Source organism: Streptomyces sp. CC0208, from assembly GCF_003443735.1.
Classification (GTDB): domain Bacteria; phylum Actinomycetota; class Actinomycetes; order Streptomycetales; family Streptomycetaceae; genus Streptomyces; species Streptomyces sviceus.
Genome location: NZ_CP031969.1, coordinates 5,095,597 through 5,115,843, shown reverse-complemented (window position 1 = coordinate 5,115,843; position 20,247 = coordinate 5,095,597). Strand labels below are relative to the sequence as shown.

Here is a 20,247-nt window from a genome sequence, read left to right as displayed (position 1 = left end):
AGTGTCTGGGCCACGTCAGGCCAGGAGGTATGCCTTCAGGATCGTCACCGCGTAGGTGTTGCCGGTGATGTCGGTCAGGGTTGATTTGAGGGAGACCGAGCGGGCGTTTTCCGGGTGGGTCAGGGTGAGGGTCCTTTTGCCGTGGGTGGTGGTCACCGGGGCGGGGGACCAGGTCTTGCCGGCGTCGTAGGAAACCTTCACCGTCAGGGATTTCAGGTCAGTGGCCGCCGGGCCCTGGAGGGAGAGGGGGATCGTGGTGCGGCGGCCCGCGGGGGCCGTGCCGGTCGGGGTGAGCTTCGGGTGGAAGCGGACCGTGGAGAGGGGCAGCGAGCCGGAGTCGGACGGGCTGGACGTGAAGGTCCAGGCCGATGTCAGGCGGCTCGTGGTCGTGGCCACGCCTGGCGGGCGGGTCAGGTTCGTTCGGATCGTGTAGCGGGCCGGGACGGACGGGAGCTTCTCCACGGTCTGGCAGAGGTCGCCGTCGTTGTCGAGCAGGGTGCTGCCGTCCGCGGTGACCGTGGTGCGGCGTTTCGCTGTGGAGTAGGCGGGGTGTCCGCTCCCGTCGGCGAGGTCGGGGACGCACAGGTCCAGGGTGTCGCCGTCGCGCTGTGCGCCGTACGGGCCGCCGGTGATCGGGCTGAAGACACCGACGTTGTACGTGGCCGCGTAGGTCCGGCCCGCCTGGTACGACCTCGCGCGCTCCGTGCCGTAGAAGACGTCCTCGTCGTCTCCGGAGGCGTTTCGCTGGCCCAGGTTGGCCGTCCACTTGAAGCCCTTGGGCGTGGTGACGTAGATCTTCGCGGTCGTCGGCAGGGGGAAGGGGTCGCTCACCGTGCCCAGTGACAGGGTGGGGCCGCTCCACAGGACGTTGACGATGCCCTTGCGGTGCGCGACGGACGAGCCGAAGTCCCGCTTCAGCAGGGCCAGTTCGTTCATGCGCGTGGTGTGCCGATAGCCGGTGGGGAAGCGGTCGGGCAGGTTGTGGAGCAGGTGGTAGGTGGTGCTGCCCTTCTGCCACAGGCCGCCGAGCTGCGTGCTGAGCCTCCCGGCCGGGGCGGTCGGTCCCAGGGTCGCGGTGCGCAGGTTCTTGAACGTTCCCCAGAACAGGGTGCTGTTGTGCGAATCGCTCCCGGTGTCCCCGGTATCCCCGGTGCCCACGGCGAGGTTGAGCTGGCCGTCGGACATCTTCGCGCCCTGCGGCGCGGTGATCCCGACCGGCTTCGCCTTGCGCGCGTCGAAGACGACCGTGGTGTCCCCGGTCAGCGAGAGCCGCGGGCGGACCAGCGCGGAGGTGCCCCCGGCATCGTCCAACACGGTGTCCACGACGTAGTCGCCGCGCGGGACCCGCACCCGGTACACGCCCTTGGAGATCTGCTCGTAGTCCGCGAGGTTCGTGGTCCAGTACGTGCCCGAGTACCCGAGGACCTCGGTCAGCGGAGCGCTCACGGGCCGGCCGCCGCGGTCGAGGAACTTCAGGGTGAGGTCGTATGCCTCGGCCTCGCGTACGACGCCGAAGGCGGTCCGTACGGCAGCGGGGTCGGCGGCCGCGGGTTCGGCGCCGTTCCGCGCGGTGGCGACCAGCGTGCCCGAGTAGGCGCCGTCCGCCGCCTCGACGCGGGTGTCCGCGGTGAGATCGACGCCGGCGGTGCCGCCCGCCGGGACGGTGAGCTGTGTGGTGCTCAGCGTGAACATGCCTTCGGGGGCCGTGCTGCCTCCGGGGCCGGTCGCGGTGGCCGTCAGGTCCAGGGTGACGGGGTGGTCGCCGTCGTTGCGGTAGGTGATGTGCTGGGTGACCGGCCGGTCGTCGGTGTGGGGCCACCGCTGCTTGCCGAAGGACACGGAGGTCTGTTCGCTCGCCACCGCCCCCTCCAGTGCCCGGGACACGTCGACCCGGCCCGTCCCCTGCTGGTAAACGGTCGCGCCGGAGGTAGGGGTGGTGGACGCGGTGAGCGCCTGTTTGATCCGTGCGCCTGTCCAGTCGGGGTGCCGCTGGGCGAGGATCGCGGCCGCCCCCGCGACATGCGGCGTCGCCATCGACGTACCGGACATGGCGACATAGCCGTCGGCGGCCGGGTCGCCCATGTGGCCGTGCGCCGCCCTCGCCGAGACGATGTCCACGCCCGGCGCCGTGAGGTCCGGTTTCAGCGCGCTGTCGGCGGTCGGGCCGGTGCTGGAGAAGTCGGCGAGCCGGTCCTCGCCGTCGACGGCGCCCACGGTGAGCGCCGACTCCGCGGCCCCCGGGGAGTCGACGGTTCCCGCGTCGGGGCCCTCGTTGCCGGCCGCGGCGACGGTGAGCATGCCGGTGCTCTTCGAGAGGGCGTTCACCGCCGCCTCGACCGGGTCCTCCCCCGGGGTGTCCTCCTGGCCCAGGCTGAGGTTGGCCACCTTGGCGCCCTGCCCGGCGGCCCACTCCAGGCCGGCGATGACGCTGGAGTCGCTGCCCTCGCCGCTGTCGTCCAGCACCTTGGCGTTGAGGATCCCGGCACCGGGCGCGACGCCCTTGTACCGGCCGCCGGACCGTGCGCCGGAGCCCGCCAGCGTCGCGGCCACATGGGTGCCGTGGCCGGCCATGTCGTCGGTGCTGCCGGTGCCGGTGAAGTTCTTCGAGGCCTTCACCGCCGAGGCGAGGTCCGGGTGGGTGGTGTCGACGCCGGTGTCCAGGACGGCGACCTTGACGCCCTTGCCGTCGTATCCGGCCGCCCAGGCGGTCGGGGCGCCGATCTGCGCGACGCCGCCGGCCGCCTCCCCGCCCGCCTCCCCGTCGGCCTTCCCGTCCGCCTCCCGGGACTTCGCGCCGTCTTCGTCCGCCGGCGCCTTGAACCGGCCGTCCAGCCAGACCCGCGCGACTCCCTGCTCCTCGGTGAGGGCCTGCCACATGTCGTCGGCCCCGGCCTTGGGCACGGTGATCGCGGCGCCCGCCACGCTGGGCAGCTCCCGGCTCACGGTGGCGTCCGCGTCCGCGACCAGTGACTTCTGGGTGCTCCTGCGCTGGGCGGACTTGCCCTCGTACGACACGATCAGCGGGAGCGTGCCGCGCCGGGTGTCGTCGTATCCGGCGCGTATCAGGCCGCTGACATCGAACAGCCGCATGTCCAGGACGCCTTGGCCGATCAGGGCGGCGGCGTCGGCGGGAACGACGTACTGATCGCCCCCGACGCCGCGCACGGACACCGGGACGTGCTCACGGCCCGGTGCCCGCCGTACGCCCGTGACCCGGCCCCGGGCGTCCAACCGGACCCGGTCGCCGGTGAGGAGGGTGACGTACCGGCCAGCCGCGGAGGCGGAGCCGGGGGTCCGCGCGCCGAGGGCGGGGCTGCCGGGCGCCGCGACCGTGGCGGTGTCCTGCGTCCGTACGCCGAGGCCGGAGCCCGTGGCCGCCACCGAGACGCCCGTCATCAGCCCCGCCACCAGCAGGGCGGCCAGCGAGGCGCTCGTGGTTCTGTCGCGCATTCAGCTCACCTGCCCGGGGACCTGCTGGGCGGCGTCGACGACCGCGCGCTCGGTGATCGCGCTGGTGTGCGTGACGGTACCGACCTTGAGGGGATTGCCCGCCGTGGCCTTGACCACCACGATGCGCTCGCCGAGGAACCGCAGGGTCTTCTTGTCGAAGATCCACTCGGTGCGCTCGCCGGCGACTGGGTTCTCCCGCGCGATCGCGACCCCGTGCCGGCCCGTGGCGTCGACCGCGTCATCCACCGAGACGACTCCGGGGATCTTGGCCGCGGCCTTGTACAGGGCGGCGCCGACCTCGGCAGGCGGATAGCTCTCGAACAGCAGATCGCCGATCGCGACGAAGGCGGCCTGGTCGCGCGGGACTTCGGGGTCCCGGTTGGCGTCCGAGGCACGGTAGATCCGCTGCAGCAGCGCGTCGGGATCGGTCGGCAGCCCGGCCAGGGCGTTGTAGGCGCCGCTGAACGGGACGTCGCTCTTCAGGGTGATGCCCTCGTCGCTCGTCTCGCCGGCCTCGATCAGCCAACCGTCCCTGCCGTCGAGGGAGTTCCAGACCTGGCGGGAGTGCAGTTCCTTGCTGACCGCCTCGCTCTTGTCGCCGTCGGTCTTGACGTAGCTGTCGGCCACCTTGGAGGCGATGTAGATGTACTGGCCCTTGCGCGGGGTGGGCGCGGAGGTGTCGGCGGCGGCCAGGGAGATGCGTTCGAGGAGCTGGGGGGCGCCCTTGGCGTCGGCGGCGCCGATCCTGGTGGTCAGTGCGGGGCCGGTGGCCAGGGCGGTCCTGCCGCCGTCGGTTCCGCCGCCGGTGAGGGCGAGGCCGCCCACGACCGCGCCGGCCAGGGCGAAGGCCGCGGCGGGCAGGAGGATCGTACGGCGCAGGAACGGGTTGGAGCGCTTCACGGGTGCGACCCGAGAGGTGGCGGACGTACGGGAGGAGGTGCGGAGGTCTTCGTGGATCCGGGCCATCATCTGCTCCTTGTGGAACTGGTGGCGGCCCGCCGGCAGATCCCGCTCGGCGGAGGGCAGCAGACTCTGCGTCTCCGTCCACTCGGCCGGGTGGGGCCGGTGGGAGGGGCTGGCGTTCATCGGTTTCCTTCCTGTGCGGACCGGACCGCGTATCCGCGATCACCTGTTATCTGCCGGTTCGTGCGGGTGGGTTCCCGTTTTTCTCCGAGCAGTTGCGCGTCGGCGAGCTTGCGCAGCTTGGAGCGGGCGCGGGAGAGGCGGGAGCGGACGGTGCCGACCGGGACACCGAGGGCGCGGGCCGCCTCGGCGTACTCCATCCCCTCCCACAGGCACAGCGTCAGGACCTCGCGCTCGGGACGCTTGAGCAGACTGAGGGCGGCGAGCGTGGCGTTGATACGGCGCCGGTCGTCCAGGCGTCCGGCGGTCTCCTCGGCGTGGTCCTCGACCCGTTCCTCGGCGGCGTGCGCGGCTGCCGCGGCGCTCGCCGCGTTGCGGTAGCGGCGGTTGCCGCGGTGGTGGGAGCGGGCGACGTTGGTGGCGATGCCCAGCAGCCACGGCCGCAGCGAGCCGCCTTCGGCCTCGACCGAGGCCCGGCGCCGCCACGCCTCCATGAAGGTTGTCGACATCACGTCCTCGGCCAGCGACCAGTCGGCGGTCAGCCGGAAGGCGTGGTTGTACACCGCGCGGGCGCACGCGTCGAAGAGTTCCGCGAAGGCGTCCGGATCTCCGTTTCGCACCCGGGTTCGCATATCTGTGGTCACGTCTTGAACTGACGTACGGCGCGGGCGAGTTCCGGTGAGACACGTCACAGCCGTCGCACAGGTCCCCCGGGGCGGTGACCGCACGAGGACTCGGTGGACATGGCAGCCGCTCACCCGCGCACCGCTCAGGCTGCGAGGCCCGGAAGCAAGGCGCCCACCGGCACGGGCGGGCGCCGGTCTCACCGACGGTGAACGGCGCCGTTGTCGTCGTACGCAAACCAGAGCCCGGGCTTCGGCAGAGCCGCTCGCCCACGGGCCGCAACACTTGCGGACCGGAGCGGCCGAGAACCGACGGGGCCAGGGCCTCGCGCTGACGATCGCGCCGGTCCAGGCACAAGCCATCCAGGCGCGCCCGGAACAGATCTCCCTTGCCCGACGATGCTCCGCCCTGTCCCGAGTGCAACAGCCCTGTTGTCGCGCGGCCTGGTGCTCGCCGGGCAGGACGACGACGGCCGACGGAGTTGCCGGACGCTGTGGAGGTGTAGCGGTCGGCATGTCTGGTGGAACTGGGCCGACCGGCCGGAGGAGCCCTTGGAGCCCTGCCCCGTGCCGGAGCTCTTCCGCTGACGTCCAACGTTGGCATCAACGCCCCCGGACGGCAGCGACTGTCCTGCCACGTCGGCGCCCCGGGGCGGGGGTGCAGGCGGGTCGCCGTGCGGGCCAGCGGGGCCAGTTGGGGAAAGACCGCCACAACATCGATCGGCCGCGGCGGAGTGACAGGAGTGACGTTCATGGCCGCAATCCTGCCGTCGCGGCTCGTAGGCCGACCGCGTGACGTGCCCGGCTGAAGTGGGGTGTGCTGCGCGGCGGTCTCCGTCATCCGAGGGGCGGGGTGCTTTCGTCTGGGGGCCGGGTGTGCGACGGCTTTCGTGTCTGCCCTGTCGGGGCCGGGTGACGCCCAGCCTTACTCCTGCGTTTGCCCGTCCTTGAGGGTGTCCGTCCGAACGCAGAAGGAGAGACGTGGTGGCAGCAAACGTCAACGAGAGCCGCGGGACGGTGTCCGCGCAGCTTCTCAGGGGACAGAAGGCGCTGGTGACCGGCGCCAACTCGGGCATCGGCCTGGCGACCGCCATCGCCCTGGGCCGGGCCGGAGCGGACGTCGTGGTGAACTACGTCGTCGGCGCCGAGGATGCCGAGAACGTCGTCAAGGAGATCGAGAGCTTCGGCGTCCGCGCGTACGCCCACGAGGCCGACGTGTCCGACGAGGGCCAGGTGACCGCCATGGTCGCGCGCATGGTCGAGGAGTTCGGCACGATCGACATCATGGTGGCCAACGCGGGCCTCCAACGGGACTCGGCCGTGACGGAGATGACCCTCGCCCAGTGGCAGAAGGTCATCGACGTCAACCTGACGGGCCAGTTCCTGTGCGCGCGGGAGGCCGCCAAGGAGTTCGTCCGGCGCGGTGTGGTCGAGGAGGTCTCCCGTTCGGCGGGAAAGATCATCTGCATGAGCTCGGTCCACCAGGTCGTCCCGTGGTCGGGGCACGTGAACTACGCCTCCTCCAAGGGCGGCGTGGGCATGCTGATGCAGACCCTGGCCCAGGAGCTGGCCCCGAAGCGGATCAGGGTCAACGCCGTGGCGCCCGGTGCCATCCGCACACCGATCAACCGCGACGCCTGGTCCACCCCCGAGGCCGAGGCCGACCTGCTGCGACTGATCCCGTACCGCCGCGTGGGCGACCCGGAGGACATCGCCAACGCCGTCGTCGCCGTGGCCTCCGATCTGCTCGACTACGTCGTCGGCACCACCCTTTACGTCGACGGCGGGATGACGCTCTTTCCCGGCTTCGCCACCGGGGGCTGATCTCGGATGCAGGATCACATCACGCCCCGCAGGGTGGTGATCCTCGGCGGGGGGTTCGCGGGGCTGTTCGCCGCCCGTGCCCTGCGGAAGTCACCGGTCGCGGTGACCGTGGTCGACCGCCACGCCCACCACCTCTTCCAACCGCTGCTCTATCAGTGCGCCTCCGGAATCCTGTCCGAAGGGCAGATCGCGCAGCCGCTCCGCGCGGTCCTGCGCCGCCATCACAACGTGCGCTGCGTGCTGGCCGAGGCCACCGACGTGGACGCCGACGCCCGGCTGGTGCACGCACGGCGGCCCGGGGGTGGCGTCGTCCAGCTGCCTTACGACGATCTGATCGTCGCGGTGGGCATGCGGCAGTCCTACTTCGGGCACGACGAGTTCGCCGCCCACGCCCCTGGCATGAAGACCCTGGACGACGCGCTGGACATCCGCCGCCGGATCTACCGGGCGTTCGAGATGGCCGAAACGGCGGCGAACGACCGGGAGCGAAAGCGGTGGCTCACCTTCGCGCTCGTCGGCGGCGGGCCGACCGGTGTCGAACTCGCCGGACAGATCCGGGAAATCGCCGGCCACACGCTCGACCGGGAGTTCCGCAGGCTCGACCCCGCCCATGCCCGGGTGCTGCTGTTCGAGGGGTCCGACGCGGTGCTCGGGGGGTTCGGACCCGCGCTGGCCCACCGTGCGGCGCGAAGCCTGCAGCACCTCGGTGTGGAGCTTCACCTGGGCACGAGGGTGACCGACATCGACGCCCACGGCCTGACGGTACGAGACCGCGACGGCAGGACGACCCGGTTCGGCGCACGCACCGTGCTGTGGACGGCGGGCGTCGAGGCGCCGCCGATCGCGGCTGCGCTGGCCCGGGCGACCGGCGCCGAACAGGACCGGGCCGGACGCATCCTCGTCGAACCCGACCTCACCGTCCCCGGCCGTCCGGAGATCCGCGTCACGGGCGATGTGATGAGCCTGGACGGACTGCCGGGCCTGGCCGAGGTCGCCATGCAGTCGGGGGCGTACGCGGGCCGGAGTGTGCGCCACGCCGTCGAAGGCAGGACGAAGAAGCCGAAGCCCTTCAAGTACGTGGATCTCGGCAGTGCCGCCTACATCGCCCGTGGCCGGGCCGTGGTCAAGGCCGGGCCGGTGCATCTGACGGGCTTCACCGGCTGGCTGGCCTGGCTCTTCATCCACCTGGCCTTCCTCACCGGCTTCCGCAGCAGGCTGGGAGCGGTACTCGGCTGGTCCGTCGCCTTCGCCACCAGCTCGCGCCGCGAACGCGCCTGCACCATGACGGACACCGAAGTACCGGCGGCACGGGCCGTCGGGCCGAAGACGTCTCCTCCCTCCTGAGAACACCCCCGCCGACGTCCCCTGTCAGTCCCCCCGTACGGCAGACCATCGAGGCGAACATGCTCAGCACCGCTGCCCTTCTGACGAACAGCACTCCGGCCCAACTCCTCCCGGCCCGGGAGCTGATGGCCTTCACCCTGGCCACGCACATCCTGCTGGTCCCCTTCGGCGTGGCACTGCCGTTCATCACGCTGCTCATGCACCACCGGGCACTCCGCCGCGATGACGCCGTCGCCCTCAAACTCGCCCGGCGCTGGTCGGCGGTGATGGCTGTCCAGTTCGCGATCGGCATCATCACCGGCACCGTGCTGTCCTTCGAGTTCGGCCTGCTGTGGCCGGGCATGATGGGCCGCTGGGGAGACGTCTTCGGCCTCGGGTTCGGCGTCGAGGCGTGGGCGTTCTTCCTGGAGGCCGTCCTGATCGCCATCTACCTCTACGGCTGGCGCCGGCTCAAGCCCTGGACGCACTTCTGGCTCGCGGTGCCGCTGCCGCTGGCCGCACTGATGGGGGCCTTCGGCATCATCGCGGCCAACTCCTGGATGAACACCCCCCAGGGCTTCAGCCTCGACTCCCAGGGCAAGCCGATCCACGTCGACGTGCGGCAGGCGATCTTCACACCGATGTTCGGCCCGGAGTACTGGCACTTCGTCGTCGCGATGCTCCTGACCGCCGGTTACGTGGTCGCCGGTGTGTACGCGGTCGGCTGGCTGCGCGGGCGCCGAGACCGCTACCACCGGCTCGGATTCACGCTGCCGTTCACGGTGGCCGCGATCCTCACACCGGTCCAGTTCATGCTCGGCGACTCCGCCGCCCGCGCCGTCTTCCACAAGCAGCCGATCAAGTTCGCCGCCACGGAGATCGTCTGGAAGACCGACACCCACGTACCCGAGTACATGTTCGGACGGCTGAACAGCGACGGGACGATCTCCGGCGGACTCAAGATCCCCCAGCTGGACTCGATCCTCGCCGGCTTCAAGCCCAGCACCCAGGTGACCGGGCTGACGTCGGTGCCGGCCTCCGACCGCCCCACCGCCGTCCAGGCCACCATCGCCCACTGGGCCTTCGACATCATGGTCACCATCGGCAGCCTGCTGATCCTGCTCGCGCTCTGGTACGCCTGGTCCTGGTGGCGGCATCGGGACAACCCCGGCAGCCGCTGGTTCTACCGCTGCGCCGCGCTCGCGGGCCTCGCCTGCCTGGTCACCGTCGAGTGTGGGTGGATCACCACGGAGGTCGGCCGCCAGCCCTGGATCGTCTACCAGCACATGAGGGTCTCGGAGGCGGTGACCAGCACGCGCGCCGGATCGTTGTGGGCGATGCTCGGCATCGTCGTGGTCGTGTACGTGGCCGTCATCGGCGCGTTCCTCGCGGTCGTTCTGAAGATGCGCACCCGCTGGCGCATCGCCGACGAGGGCTCGGCCGCCGCCCGCGCCGAACTGTCGCCGGAGACCGACACCCCCTACGGACCCAGAAGCGAGCCCGAGCCCACAGCCTCCGGGGCGGCGCCTGGTGGCACGTCCGGCCGCACCTTTGGCGGTGAGTCGTGATGGCCGACTTCATCGCATGGGTACTGGTGCTCGCGATCGCCGCCTACGCCTGCGCCGGAGGCACCGACTACGGCGCGGGCTTCTGGGATCTCCTGGCCGGCGGCGCGGAGCGGGGCAAGCGGTCCCGTTGGCTGATCGACCACGCCATGGCACCGGTCTGGGAGGTCAACAACGTCTGGTTGATCTTCATTCTGGTGATCATGTGGACCGGTTTCCCGACGCTATTCCAGACCGTCTTCTCCGCGATGTGGCTGCCGCTCGCCCTGGCCGCCGTCGGACTGGTCCTCCGCGGCGCCGGGTTCGCCCTGCGCAAGCCGACCCGCCGCCTGGCCCAACAACGGATCTACGGCGCGGTGTTCGCCATCTCGTCGCTGCTCACGCCGTTCTTCTTCGGGGCGGTGCTCGGTGGCATCGCCTCCGGCCGGGTCAAGCCCGGCACCACCGCCTCCACGGACGCCTGGGCCAACGGCACCTCCGTCCTCGTGGGGCTGCTGGCCATCGCCGCCACCGCGTTCCTCGGAGCGGTCTTCCTGTGTTCCGACGCCCTGCGGTTCGGCGCCGACGACCTTGTCGACTACTTCCGGGTGCGGGTGTTGATCGCCTTCGCCGTGGTGGTCGTCCTCGCACTCATCGCCTTGCCTGTCACCCACAACGACGCCCGGTATGTCTGGGACGGCCTCACCGGCGGCCTGGGACTGCTGTTGGTCATTCTGGCCGCGGTCTGCGGTCTGGCCACGGTGCTGCTCGTGTGGCGCCGGTCGTACGGCTGGTCCCGCCATACCTCGGTGGCGAGCGTCGCGCTGGTCGTCGGCGCCTGGGGCTGCGCGCAGCGGCCGTACCTGCTGCCCGAGTCCCTGACGGTGGCCGAGGCGGCCGGGGCCGCCCATACTCTGCGCTGGCTGGTGATCGTCACGGCCGTCGCGATCGTGTTGGTCGGTCCGGCGCTGGTACTCCTCTACCGGCTCGACACGATGGGTGAGCTGGAGGAGCTCAGCGACGCCGACACCCGGGCCGCCCGGGCCCCCGGCGACAACCTGTAGCGGTGCTCAGCCGGTTCACCGGGCGACGGAGCCCTCGTCAGCTCAGCCGGGCGGCGATGTGGTCGCCCACCCGCAGGGCGTTGGCGATGGCCGTCAGTGACGGGTTCACCGCGCCGATGCTGGGGAAGAAGCTGGTGTCCACGACGTAGAGGTTGTCGAGGTCGTGGGCCTTGCAGTTGACGTCGAGGGCCGAGCTGCGAGGGTCGTCGCCGAACCGCACGGTGCCGGCCTGGTGCGCGGTGGCACCGATCGGCATGCCCTTGTGCAGATAGATGCTGTGATCCAGCAGGTGGTGCTCGTGCATGCCCAGGTGCCCGAGCATCCCCCGGAGCTTGTGCTGGAGGCGCTTGAGACCGGCGATGTTGTTCTTCTCGTCGAGAGACAGGTGGATGGCGTCGTCCTTGCCGAGGGTGACCCGGCTCTCGGGCAGGGGGAGGTCCTCCCCGCACAGCCAGAAGTCGACGGCGTGGTGAGCCAGTACCTCGAAGGGCATGTCGGGCATGACCGCCCCCGCCCAGCGCGGCGCCTCGCCGTGGATCTGGTCGGCGTCCGACTTGCCGAGCATCTGGATGCCGCCGAGCGGATACTCCCAGTCGTCCGCGCCCAGGTACCAGTCGTTCAGCGCCAGGGTCTTCTGGAATCTGGTGGGGTTCGGTTCCTTCGACACCGCCATCAGCGCCAGGTTGTTGTGACGCATGTAGTGGCGTCCCACCACGTCCGAGCTGTTGGCCAGGCCGCCGGGGTGCTTGTCGTTGGCCGAACGCAGCAGCAGAACGGCGGAGTTGACCGCTCCGGCGGCGACCACCACGATGTCGGCGCTGAACTGTTCGGTCACTCCGTTGCGGAGTTCGGCGACGACCCCGGTGACGGTGCGTCCGGTCGGGTCGGTCTCCAGGCGCCGCACGTTCGCCTCGGTCACCATCGTGACGTTGTCGTACGTCAGGGCCGGGTCGACGCAGATCACCTGCGCGTCGGACTTGGCGCCCACCAGGCAGGGGAAGCCGTCGACCCGGTCGCAGCGGATGCAGACGCTGTCGTGGGTGGCCAGGCCGTGCTCGTCCTGGGCGAGGTTCACGCCGATCGGCAGGTGGAAGGGGTGCAGGCCGGCCTTTCCCAGATCGTCGCTGAGCTGCTGGATGCGCGCCTCGTGCTCGACCGGCGGGTAGGCGTACTGCGCGCTGGTCGGCCCCGCGGTGGGGTCCTCGCCGTGGCGGCCGTGCACCAGGTAGAGGTGCTCGGCCTGGGTGTAGTACGGCTCCAGGTCCTCGTAGCGGATCGGCCACGCCGGAGAGATGCCGTCGTGGTGGCGCAGTTCGCCGAAGTCCTCGGGCCGGAGCCGGAAGAGCGCGGCGCCGTAGAACTTGGTGTTGCCGCCGACGTAGTAGTTGACCTCCGGGGGGAACTCCTTGCCGTGCTTGTCGTACCAGAACTCGGGGGCGCGGTACTTGCCCTTGACGAAGACGGCGGTGGAGTCCCAGTTGTCCCGCTCCCGCGGCAGATAGCCGCCGCGTTCCAGGATCAGGACCCGTTTGCCGGTGGGGCCAGCCGGTGGGCGAGCGTACCGCCGCCCGCTCCCGTACCGATGATGATGACGTCGTAGTGCTGGTCGTCAGCCATGAGGGGGTCCCGTTCTAGGAGTCGTCGGCATGTCCTGGCCGTAGCCCCCGCCGATGGGCCTGCGGGCTGTGCTGTTGCGGACGGACACTCACGCAATCAGGACATTCATCGCCAACTGCCAAACTATCGGGTGGGTCGGGCGGCGGCGACCGGACGGAGTCGAACATGACCGGTCACCCCGTTTCCCGGACGGCGCGCACCGCCTGGTCGACGATGGTCTGCGGGTCGGTCATCGCGTCGACGGTCAGGCCGGGCTCGTCCGGCCGCAGCGGTTCGAGGGTGGCGTACTGGGAGGCCACCAGCCGGGCGGGCATGAAATGGTCCGCACGGCCCGCGACCCGTCGGTCGGCCATCCCCTGGTCGAGCTCCAGATACAGGAACCACACGCCCGCGCCCGCACCGAGGAACAGACGCCGGTACTCGTGCTTGAGGGCCGAACACGCCACCACCCCGCCCCGGCCCGCGTCGAGTTCGTCCCGGATCCAGTCGGCGATGGACGACAGCCAGGGGCGCCGATCCTCGTCGTCCAGTGGGTGGCCGCCGGCCATCTTGGCGCGGTTCGCGGCCGGGTGGACGTCGTCCGCCTCCAGAAAGGGGACCGCGAGCCGCTGGGCGAGCAGTCGTCCCACGGTGGACTTGCCCGAACCCGAGACACCCATGACGACCACGACCGTGGGCACCGGAATCACAGGACCGCGATCGGGTTGACCGGTGACCCGGTGGCGTCCGGCAGCCTCAGCGGGGCGATCACGCAGAGGAAGGACCAGCGTCCCTCCGCCTCGCAGACCGGTGCCAGGTCCTCGAACTGCAGGTAGTCCAGCAGGTGAAGGCCCATGGCATGCACCGCCAGGACATGCACGGGGAACTCGACGCCCTCGGTGGAACTCGGGGCGGTGTCGTTGTTGCCGTCGCCTCCGAGCAGGGCGATCCGCCGGTCCGCGAGGAACTCCAGCGCGGACGGGTGGAGCCCGGCACGCTCACGTGCCGCGTGCCAGGGACCGAGTTCGGCGCGGCGGCGGCGGTGGCCCACCCGGACGAGGAGGATGTCCCCCTCCCCCACGCGGAGGTGTTGGGCCGTCTCGGCCGCGGCGAGGTCGTCGGCGGTCACGTGATCACCCGGCTCGAGCCACGGCACGCCGCGCAGCCGCGGGATGTCCAGCAGCACGCCCCGTCCGACGATCCCGTCGCGCGCCGCCTCGATGGAGAGCGTGGTGGCCCCGTCCGCCGTGACGCTGCTCGCGGACACGCCGCCGTGCAGGGTGCCGTCGTAGACCACATGGCACAGGGCGTCGATATGGCTGTCGGCGTCACCGTGCACGTTCATCGCGAAGCTGTCCCTCGCGAAGTGCAGGCCGCCGGCGGCGTCTTCGCCGGGCCACCCGCTCATCCGGTGTCTCGCGGGCTCCGGATTGTCCGGGCCGGGCCGTGTCTCCACCGGCGCGGCGAGCGTCACCGTGCGGCCGGTCCGCACCTCCTGGGTGGCGGCCACCACCCGGGCAGGAGTGAGCGCGTCCAGAGCGCCCCGGTCCCCCGACGCCCAGGCGGAGCGTGAGAGCAGGCGCCGGTACAGCACGTCGAACTCGTCCTCGGTGAGCCGTGGCGCTTGTGCCGGACGGGCCCGGGTGGCCACGGGTCAGCGCCCTTGCTCGGCGTCGAGCGCCTCGTCGAGCGTGGTGGCCGCCATGATGAGCGACAGGTGGGTGAACGCCTGCGGGAAGTTGCCCAGTTGCTCCCCGCTCGGACCGATCTCCTCGGCGAACAGCCCGACATGATTGGCGTACGTCTGCATCTTCTCGAAGGTGTACCGGGCTTGGGGCAGCCGTCCTGCCCTGGCCAGCGCGTCGACGTAGAGGAACGTGCACAGACTGAAAGTGCCCTCCGAGCCGCGCAGCCCGTCCGGCGAGGCCGCCGGGTCGTAGCGGTAGACGAGGCTGTCGGAGACGAGCTTGCGGTCCATCGCGTCGAGGGTGGCGAGCCAGGCCGGGTCCCTGGGGGCGATGAACTGGACCCTCGGCATGAGCAGCAGGGAAGCGTCCAGGACGTCGCTGCCGTAGTGCTGGACGAAGGCGCCCTCTTGATCGCTCCAGCCGCGTTCCATGACCTGCTCCAGGACGGCGTCCCTGGCGCCGCGCCACTTCTCCAGGTCGGCGGGCCTGCGGAAGTGGTCGGCCAGGCTCAGCCCGTGGTCGAAGGCGGCCCAGGACATCACGCGGCTGTAGGTGAAGTCCTGGCGCCCGCCGCGGGTCTCCCAGATACCCTCGTCCGGCCGGTCCCAGTGGTCGGCGAGCCAGTCCAGCGTCCTGGCCATCGTCTTCCATCCCCGGTAGGTGGCCTGCTGCGCGATCTCGCGGCCCTGGGACAGGGCGTAGAGGGCCTCACCGTAGATGTCCAGTTGGAGCTGGTCGGCGGCTCCGTTGCCGATGCGGACAGGGGCGGAGCCGCGGTAGCCCTCGAAGTGTTCGAGCGTCTCCTCGGGCAGGTCGGGGTTGCCGTCCACCCGGTACATCGTCTGCAGCGGCTCTTCTTCCTTCCCCTCGCGCTCCTGCAGCCTGTCGACCAGCCAGTGGAGGAAGGCGGTGGCCTCCTCGACGAAACCGAGGTCCAGCATGGCGCGCACGGACAGCGCGCTGTCGCGCACCCAGGTGAACCGGTAGTCCCAGTTGCGCTCTCCGCCCACCTGCTCGGGCAGCCCCATGGTGGCCGCCGCGATGAGGGCGCCGGTGGGTGCGTAGGTGAGGAGCTTGAGGGTGATGACGGAACGGTGGACCAGTTCGGGCCAGCGGCCGCGATAGCGGGACTGGCGCAGCCAGTTCTGCCAGAAGAGGCCGGTGTCGTCGAGCTGCGCGGTCAGCCCGTCGACGGTGAGGGGCGAGGGTGCCTGGCCACCGGACGCGCAGACGGTGAACACGGCGCCCCCCGACTCGCCGGCCTTCAGCCTCACCCTGCCGCGTACGTCCTGGCCGTCCCGCTCCAGCGGGAAGGTGGTCTGCAGGTGCGCGTCCATCCCTGGGGACCGGAAGAGGCCGCTGTTCCCGTCGAGTTCCAGCTGGTGCCCGGCCCGGCCGTAGTCGAAGCGCGGCCGGCATTCGAGCGTGAAGTCGACGGTGCCTCGCACGGCACGTACGAGGCGTATCAGGGTGTGACGATCGGTGGCGGTACGAGTCAGGTCGGGAGGCATGAAGTCGACCACCTCGCCCACCCCGTCCGGTGACATGAAGCGGGTCACCAAAATGGCCGTGTCGGGGTAGTAGAGCTGCTTGCAGGCCGCGTCGGGGTGCTCGGGGGCCAGCCGCATGTACCCGCCGCCGTCGTGGTCGAGCAGGGCGGCGAAGATGCTGGGCGAGTCGAACCGGGGAGCCGCGAACCAGTCCACGACGCCTTGCGACGAGACGAGCGCGGCCGTCTGCAGGTCGCCCACCAGGCCGTGTTCGGCGATGGGAGGGTAGCGGTCCATGACAGCTCCGAGATCTCGGGGAGCCCCCCTACGTCCACTATCGGCCACTCGGGTGATCCTTGCGCGTCGGAACGGTCCGCGGCAGACGTGGCCGACCGCGGAATCGGCCGTGGCGCGGGAGGCGAGCGCCGCACCCGGCTTGCCGACCCCCGCCCGCCGGGCGTTACTGGCTGGAGTCGGCCGATCGTAGGCGGAGCCCGGTGCTCGTGTGCCCTGGCGCCTCGGCGGGCCCGTCGGCCGAGCGATGGAGGTCGTGAAGCATGGAGATGATCCACGTCCGGCTGGTGAGCCCTCCTGATCTCACCTCCCGGGCCGTGGGGTTGCTGACCGACGACCGCTTCGTCTTCAACCTGGTCGTCCTTCCCGAACCGGCACGCAACCCCGACGGCGACGCGATCGTGTGCGACGTCCTGGCCGGCGCGGCCAACAGCGTGCTGCGCGGCTTGCGCGAGCTGGAACTCGACCGTCGCGGATCCATCGTCATCGAGCCGGTCGAGATGGCCTTCTCCGAGGCCGCGGGCGCGGCGGAACAGCGGCAACTCGGGGCACTCGCGCACGCGCCGGTCTGGGAGGAGGTCGAAGCGCGCATGCGCGCCGAGGGCACCTACCTGCCGAGCTTCTACGTCTACCTGACCATCGCAGGCGTCATCGGGGCCGTGGGCATCCTCACCAATTCCCAGATCCTGATCGTCGCGGCGATGGTCGTGGGGCCGGAGTACGGCGCCATCACCAGCGTCGCGCTGGGCATCGACCGCCGGAACGGCACCAGGGTCCGGCAGGGCCTGATCGCCCTGACCGTGGGATTCCTGCTGGCCGTCCTGGTGACCTTCCTGTTCTCGTGGGCGATCCGGGGCCTCGACCTTCAACCCCGGGCGTTCGGGCAGGGCTTCAGGCCGGTCTCCGCGCTGATCGACGCCCCCAACGTCTTCTCCGTCGTCGTCGCGGTGCTGGCCGGCATCATCGGGATCATGTCGCTGACCCAGGCCAGGACCAGTGCGCTGCTCGGCGTCTTCATCTCGGTCACCACCATCCCGGCCGCCGCCGACATCGGCGTCTCCTGCGCGTTCTCCAGCTGGAGCGAGGCGCGCGGATCCCTGGTGCAGCTGCTGCTCAACATCGTGCTGCTGATCCTGGTGGGCGTACTGATGATCAGATTCCAACGGGCTGCCTGGCGCCGCATCGGCCGTCGCAGCAGACGTGCGGGCAGCAGGTGACGCCGCAGACGTGACGGCAGCTGCCCCTGCGACACGGCATGCACCGACTCGTTCCGCCACCACGCCTCGAGAGGACCACTTGTGACGACGAACCAGGTGCTCATCGGTGTGGGCATGATCCTGGTGCTGGCCGTCGGATCGCAGATCCTGGCCGACCGCCTGCGCGTCCCCGGCCTCATCGTCCTGCTGCCGGTCGGCTTCACCGCCGGCGCGCTGACCGACGAAGTCGACCCCGAGCAACTGCTGGGAGCGGCGTTCTCACCGCTGGTGTCGCTGAGCGTCGCCGTGATCCTCTACGACGCGGGCCTCGGGCTGGACCTGGCGAGGCTGAAGGGCCACACCCGCAGCGTCGTCGTACGGCTGCTCTGGTTCGGCGTCCTGATCACCGGGCTCCTCGGCACGCTCCTCGCCGCGCCGCTGCTGGACATCTCCGAACGGGCGGCCCTCATGCTCGGGGCGATCCTCGTGGTCTCGGGGCCGACGGTCGTCGGACCGCTGCTCAGCTTCGTACGACCGAAGGACCGGCTCCAGCGCATCCTGGTCTGGGAAGGCTCCCTCATCGACCCGGTCGGCGGCGTGCTGGGGGCACTGGTCTTCCACGCGATCCTGGCGAGCTCGCACCACCTCGGCGGTGGGATGCAGCACTTCCTCGGCAGCATGGGCATCGGAGTGGCCGCGGGGGCGGTCGGCGCGGCTCTGCTGTGGGTGCTGTTCCGGGTACTGCGGCTCGGCGAGGTTCTCGGCACCACGGCGCAGCTCGCCGCGGTGATCGGTGTGGCGGCGTTCTGCGACGTCCTGCGCGACGACACGGGACTCATCGCCGCCGTGGTGATGGGCCTGGCCGTGGCCAACCTCCCCAGCATGTCCGTACCCGCGCGCCGGCCCTTCTTCGAGACCCTGGTCAGTCTGATCCTCGGCCTGCTCTTCATCTCGATCTCGGCCACCGTCACCCCGCACTCGCTGCGCCATGTGTGGCTGCCCGCGCTCGGACTCGCCGCCTTTCTGGTCCTGGTCGTCAGGCCACTGGTGGCGCTCGCGTCCAGCGTCGGCACCGACCTGACCCACGGCGAGCGGGGCTTCATCGGCTGGATGGCGCCGCGCGGCATCGTGGCGGCCGCCACGGCTTCCACGTTCTCGGCCGGGCTGGTGGCGAAAGGGATCGGCGGTGCGTCGAAGATCCTTCCGGCCACGTTCGTGGTCATCGTCGCGACGGTGACGCTCTACGGCCTGACCGCCTCGCCTGTCGCCCGGCGCCTGGGCGTCGTGCGCCCCTCCCGCTCGCGGCCCTTGCTGGTCGGCGGCGACCCCTGGGTGGTCGACCTGGGTGTGGCCTTGAAGAGAGCGGGGCTGGAAGTGCTGATGTGGGCGGGGGAAGAGGAACAGCGCGAACGTATCCGGAAGGCGGGCGTCGAACTTGCTCCCGGTGAGCTGCTGGGCGCCGCCACGGGTGAGGCCGCCGAGCTGGAGGGCATCACGGCGGTGTACTTCCTCACCGCGGAGGACGACTTCAACGCACTGGCGGCGGTGCTTCTGCGAGGCAGCGTGGAGGGCACGGTCCACCGCCTCAACGCACCGGCCGACAGCCACGGCGCGGTGGCGCCGTTCATCGGCGGCGAGGTCTTGTTCGGTCCGGACCTGACCTGGCCGACGTTCGCTCACCGGTACGCGCGGGGAGCGGCCGTTCTCGCTCAGCCCGCCGCAAAAGCCCTACCGCCCGGCAGCGATCTGCTGTTCCTCGTACGCCGGGACGGCCGCCTCGATCCGGTGACGGAAGGCAGCACACCACTGCCCCGGCCGGGGGACACGGTCGTCCTGCTGACCCCGGGCCCGGTCCAGGTGTGAGCCGTCGGTCGGGATGCGAGGCGATTGCCTCCGTTGGATGGTGGAGTCATGAACCACCACCAGCAGTCCCCTCGGACGATCGACATCGACACCCGGCTCGTGAGGATCGGCGTCGTGCTCACCGCGGCCGGTGCCGTGGTGGCGAGCGCAGGCATGGCTGTCGCGGCTTTGGCCGTGTTCACGGCGGGCCGGCGCATGATCCGTGACATGGACGTGCCCCCGACCCAGCAGGCGGCCGCGAAGTGGCGGCAGGCCAAAGAGGCGTCCCGAGCGGGTGTACAGGCGTGGCAGTCCGCGTCCGACGCCCAGAACGGCTCGCTCGCCCGCTAGGACTTGTCCGGCGAAGCCCGGTGGGTGCGGTGACGCTCAGGGAGGCGAGCGCCGCCGCTCCCGGCTCGTCCGGGAGGGCACGCGTCGCCCCACGGGCACAGGCGCGTCCCCTTCGGCCTCCCACTCCGGCCGACGGTGCCGCGCCGTCCGGCCGGTGACTGCGCACGCCCACCCGGCCGCGCCTGCAGCTTCTCGAGGCGGCGCGCTCCGCATCCTCGGGGCGGCTCGTACGGCGCAGTCCGAACGCGCGCCGGCACAGCGGCGCCCCACACCTCGTAAATCCCGGGCGGAGTGGGTCTATCGTCGGAATCCTGGGGCCAGGAGCAGGAGGACGGCCGGTGATGCCGCAGGACGGGGCCGTGATCGGCTGCACGGGGAAGGTCCTCATCGGAACGCGCGGATCCGCCGGCCCCCGTGAGGTCCTGGTGCGGGTCAGAGGCGGCTCCGAGACGTTCCTCGCCTGGTCGGAGGATCCCCTGCCCATGGGCGCGACCGTGCTCGTGATCGAATCAAGTGGATGCCGACAGGTCGGCGTCATCGAGTGGGTGGATCCATTGGACGCGCTCGGCGGCGACTCCGCCGACGCCGACTGAGAAGTACAAGCATGTTCGGATACCGCGTCCCCGCTCCCGACGAGGCGATGTTGATCCCGTTCTTTCGCAAGACCCGCTTCCTGACGCTGTCGATGTGCGATATCGGTCCTGACCGGCCGTCGAGGAGATCGTCACCGAGCGGCAGACGCTCGCCGCGGAGGTCCTGGACACCTCCAAGACCGAGATGGCGAAGATCGGTCTGATCGTGGACTCCCTGCAGATCCAGTCGATCGACGACGGCGACGCCGGCTACATCGACGCCATGTCCGCCCCGCACAAGGCGGTG

At 70.8% G+C, this 20,247-nt stretch carries 14 protein-coding genes and 2 pseudogenes; 9 read left to right on the top strand and 7 right to left on the bottom strand.

Annotated features, from left to right (window positions below; all coding sequences use genetic code 11):
- Positions 1-15: 15 nt before the first annotated feature.
- From D1369_RS23555 to D1369_RS23545, 3 genes are read right to left on the bottom strand one after another with little or no spacing between them, the layout of a single operon-like run.
- The gene (locus tag D1369_RS23555) at positions 16-3,450 is read right to left on the bottom strand and encodes a S8 family peptidase (protein ID WP_037900448.1); all 3,435 of its coding nucleotides are present in this window, start codon (positions 3,448-3,450) and stop codon (positions 16-18) included.
- Positions 3,451-4,536: a CU044_5270 family protein gene (locus D1369_RS23550; RefSeq protein ID WP_007382697.1), complete on the bottom strand. Its 1,086-nt coding sequence runs from the start codon at positions 4,534-4,536 to the stop codon at positions 3,451-3,453. It lies immediately after the preceding gene.
- Complete coding sequence (locus D1369_RS23545) at positions 4,533-5,177, bottom strand: RNA polymerase sigma factor (RefSeq protein WP_007382698.1); 645 nt, start codon at positions 5,175-5,177, stop codon at positions 4,533-4,535. The genes D1369_RS23550 and D1369_RS23545 overlap by 4 nt, the downstream gene beginning before the upstream one ends.
- A gap of 963 nt (positions 5,178-6,140) precedes the next feature.
- Here D1369_RS23545 and D1369_RS23535 point away from each other — a divergent pair.
- From D1369_RS23535 to D1369_RS23520, 4 genes are read left to right on the top strand one after another with little or no spacing between them, the layout of a single operon-like run.
- Complete coding sequence (locus D1369_RS23535; RefSeq protein WP_007382699.1) at positions 6,141-6,980, top strand: SDR family oxidoreductase; 840 nt, start codon at positions 6,141-6,143, stop codon at positions 6,978-6,980.
- Positions 6,981-6,986: 6 nt separating this feature from the next.
- On the top strand, positions 6,987-8,324 hold the full coding sequence (locus D1369_RS23530; RefSeq protein ID WP_007382700.1) for an NAD(P)/FAD-dependent oxidoreductase: 1,338 nt from the start codon (positions 6,987-6,989) through the stop codon (positions 8,322-8,324).
- Positions 8,325-8,383: 59 nt separating this feature from the next.
- A complete protein-coding gene (locus tag D1369_RS23525) occupies positions 8,384-9,871 on the top strand; it encodes a cytochrome ubiquinol oxidase subunit I (protein ID WP_037900450.1) in 1,488 nt (495 codons plus the stop codon).
- Positions 9,871-10,911, top strand: coding sequence for a cytochrome d ubiquinol oxidase subunit II (locus tag D1369_RS23520; RefSeq protein WP_007382702.1), 1,041 nt, complete (start codon positions 9,871-9,873; stop codon positions 10,909-10,911). The genes D1369_RS23525 and D1369_RS23520 overlap by 1 nt, the downstream gene beginning before the upstream one ends.
- A gap of 37 nt (positions 10,912-10,948) precedes the next feature.
- Here the strand turns inward: D1369_RS23520 and D1369_RS23515 are convergent.
- The 4 genes and pseudogenes from D1369_RS23515 to D1369_RS23500 form a co-directional block, all read right to left on the bottom strand.
- Positions 10,949-12,528: pseudogene (locus D1369_RS23515) on the bottom strand (GMC family oxidoreductase).
- A 173-nt stretch (positions 12,529-12,701) separates the two neighbouring features.
- A complete protein-coding gene (locus tag D1369_RS23510) occupies positions 12,702-13,208 on the bottom strand; it encodes a gluconokinase (RefSeq protein WP_342364917.1) in 507 nt (168 codons plus the stop codon).
- 5 nt (positions 13,209-13,213) lie between these two features.
- Positions 13,214-14,158 (bottom strand): cyclase family protein, encoded by a 945-nt coding sequence (locus D1369_RS23505; RefSeq protein WP_007382705.1) that lies wholly within the window; start codon positions 14,156-14,158, stop codon positions 13,214-13,216.
- A gap of 3 nt (positions 14,159-14,161) precedes the next feature.
- Positions 14,162-15,982: a glycoside hydrolase family 15 protein gene (locus D1369_RS23500; RefSeq protein ID WP_007382706.1), complete on the bottom strand. Its 1,821-nt coding sequence runs from the start codon at positions 15,980-15,982 to the stop codon at positions 14,162-14,164.
- A 260-nt stretch (positions 15,983-16,242) separates the two neighbouring features.
- On the opposite strand from D1369_RS23500, the gene D1369_RS23495 reads away from it, so the two are divergent.
- From D1369_RS23495 to D1369_RS23475, 5 genes and pseudogenes are all read left to right on the top strand, one after another.
- Entirely contained in the window at positions 16,243-17,196 is a 954-nt protein-coding gene (locus D1369_RS23495) for a DUF389 domain-containing protein (RefSeq protein WP_007382707.1), read from the top strand.
- 81 nt (positions 17,197-17,277) lie between these two features.
- The gene (locus tag D1369_RS23490; protein WP_007382708.1) at positions 17,278-19,038 is read left to right on the top strand and encodes a cation:proton antiporter; all 1,761 of its coding nucleotides are present in this window, start codon (positions 17,278-17,280) and stop codon (positions 19,036-19,038) included.
- A 48-nt stretch (positions 19,039-19,086) separates the two neighbouring features.
- Entirely contained in the window at positions 19,087-19,368 is a 282-nt protein-coding gene (locus D1369_RS23485; RefSeq protein WP_007382709.1) for a hypothetical protein, read from the top strand.
- 341 nt (positions 19,369-19,709) lie between these two features.
- Positions 19,710-19,961, top strand: coding sequence for a hypothetical protein (locus tag D1369_RS23480; protein ID WP_037900453.1), 252 nt, complete (start codon positions 19,710-19,712; stop codon positions 19,959-19,961).
- A gap of 56 nt (positions 19,962-20,017) precedes the next feature.
- A pseudogene (locus D1369_RS23475) lies at positions 20,018-20,244 on the top strand (SPFH domain-containing protein); the annotation flags it as partial.
- Positions 20,245-20,247: the final 3 nt, after the last annotated feature.

Coding starts and splice junctions, on each gene's coding strand:
- D1369_RS23530 (WP_007382700.1), top strand. CDS start 6,987: ATGCAGGATCACATCACGCCCCGCAGGGTGGTGATCCTCGGCGGGGGG.
- D1369_RS23520 (WP_007382702.1), top strand. CDS start 9,871: ATGGCCGACTTCATCGCATGGGTACTGGTGCTCGCGATCGCCGCCTAC.
- D1369_RS23500 (WP_007382706.1), bottom strand. CDS start 15,982: ATGGACCGCTACCCTCCCATCGCCGAACACGGCCTGGTGGGCGACCTG.
- D1369_RS23555 (WP_037900448.1), bottom strand. CDS start 3,450: ATGCGCGACAGAACCACGAGCGCCTCGCTGGCCGCCCTGCTGGTGGCG.
- D1369_RS23550 (WP_007382697.1), bottom strand. CDS start 4,536: ATGAACGCCAGCCCCTCCCACCGGCCCCACCCGGCCGAGTGGACGGAG.
- D1369_RS23480 (WP_037900453.1), top strand. CDS start 19,710: ATGCCGCAGGACGGGGCCGTGATCGGCTGCACGGGGAAGGTCCTCATC.
- D1369_RS23495 (WP_007382707.1), top strand. CDS start 16,243: ATGGAGATGATCCACGTCCGGCTGGTGAGCCCTCCTGATCTCACCTCC.
- D1369_RS23525 (WP_037900450.1), top strand. CDS start 8,384: ATGCTCAGCACCGCTGCCCTTCTGACGAACAGCACTCCGGCCCAACTC.
- D1369_RS23485 (WP_007382709.1), top strand. CDS start 19,087: ATGAACCACCACCAGCAGTCCCCTCGGACGATCGACATCGACACCCGG.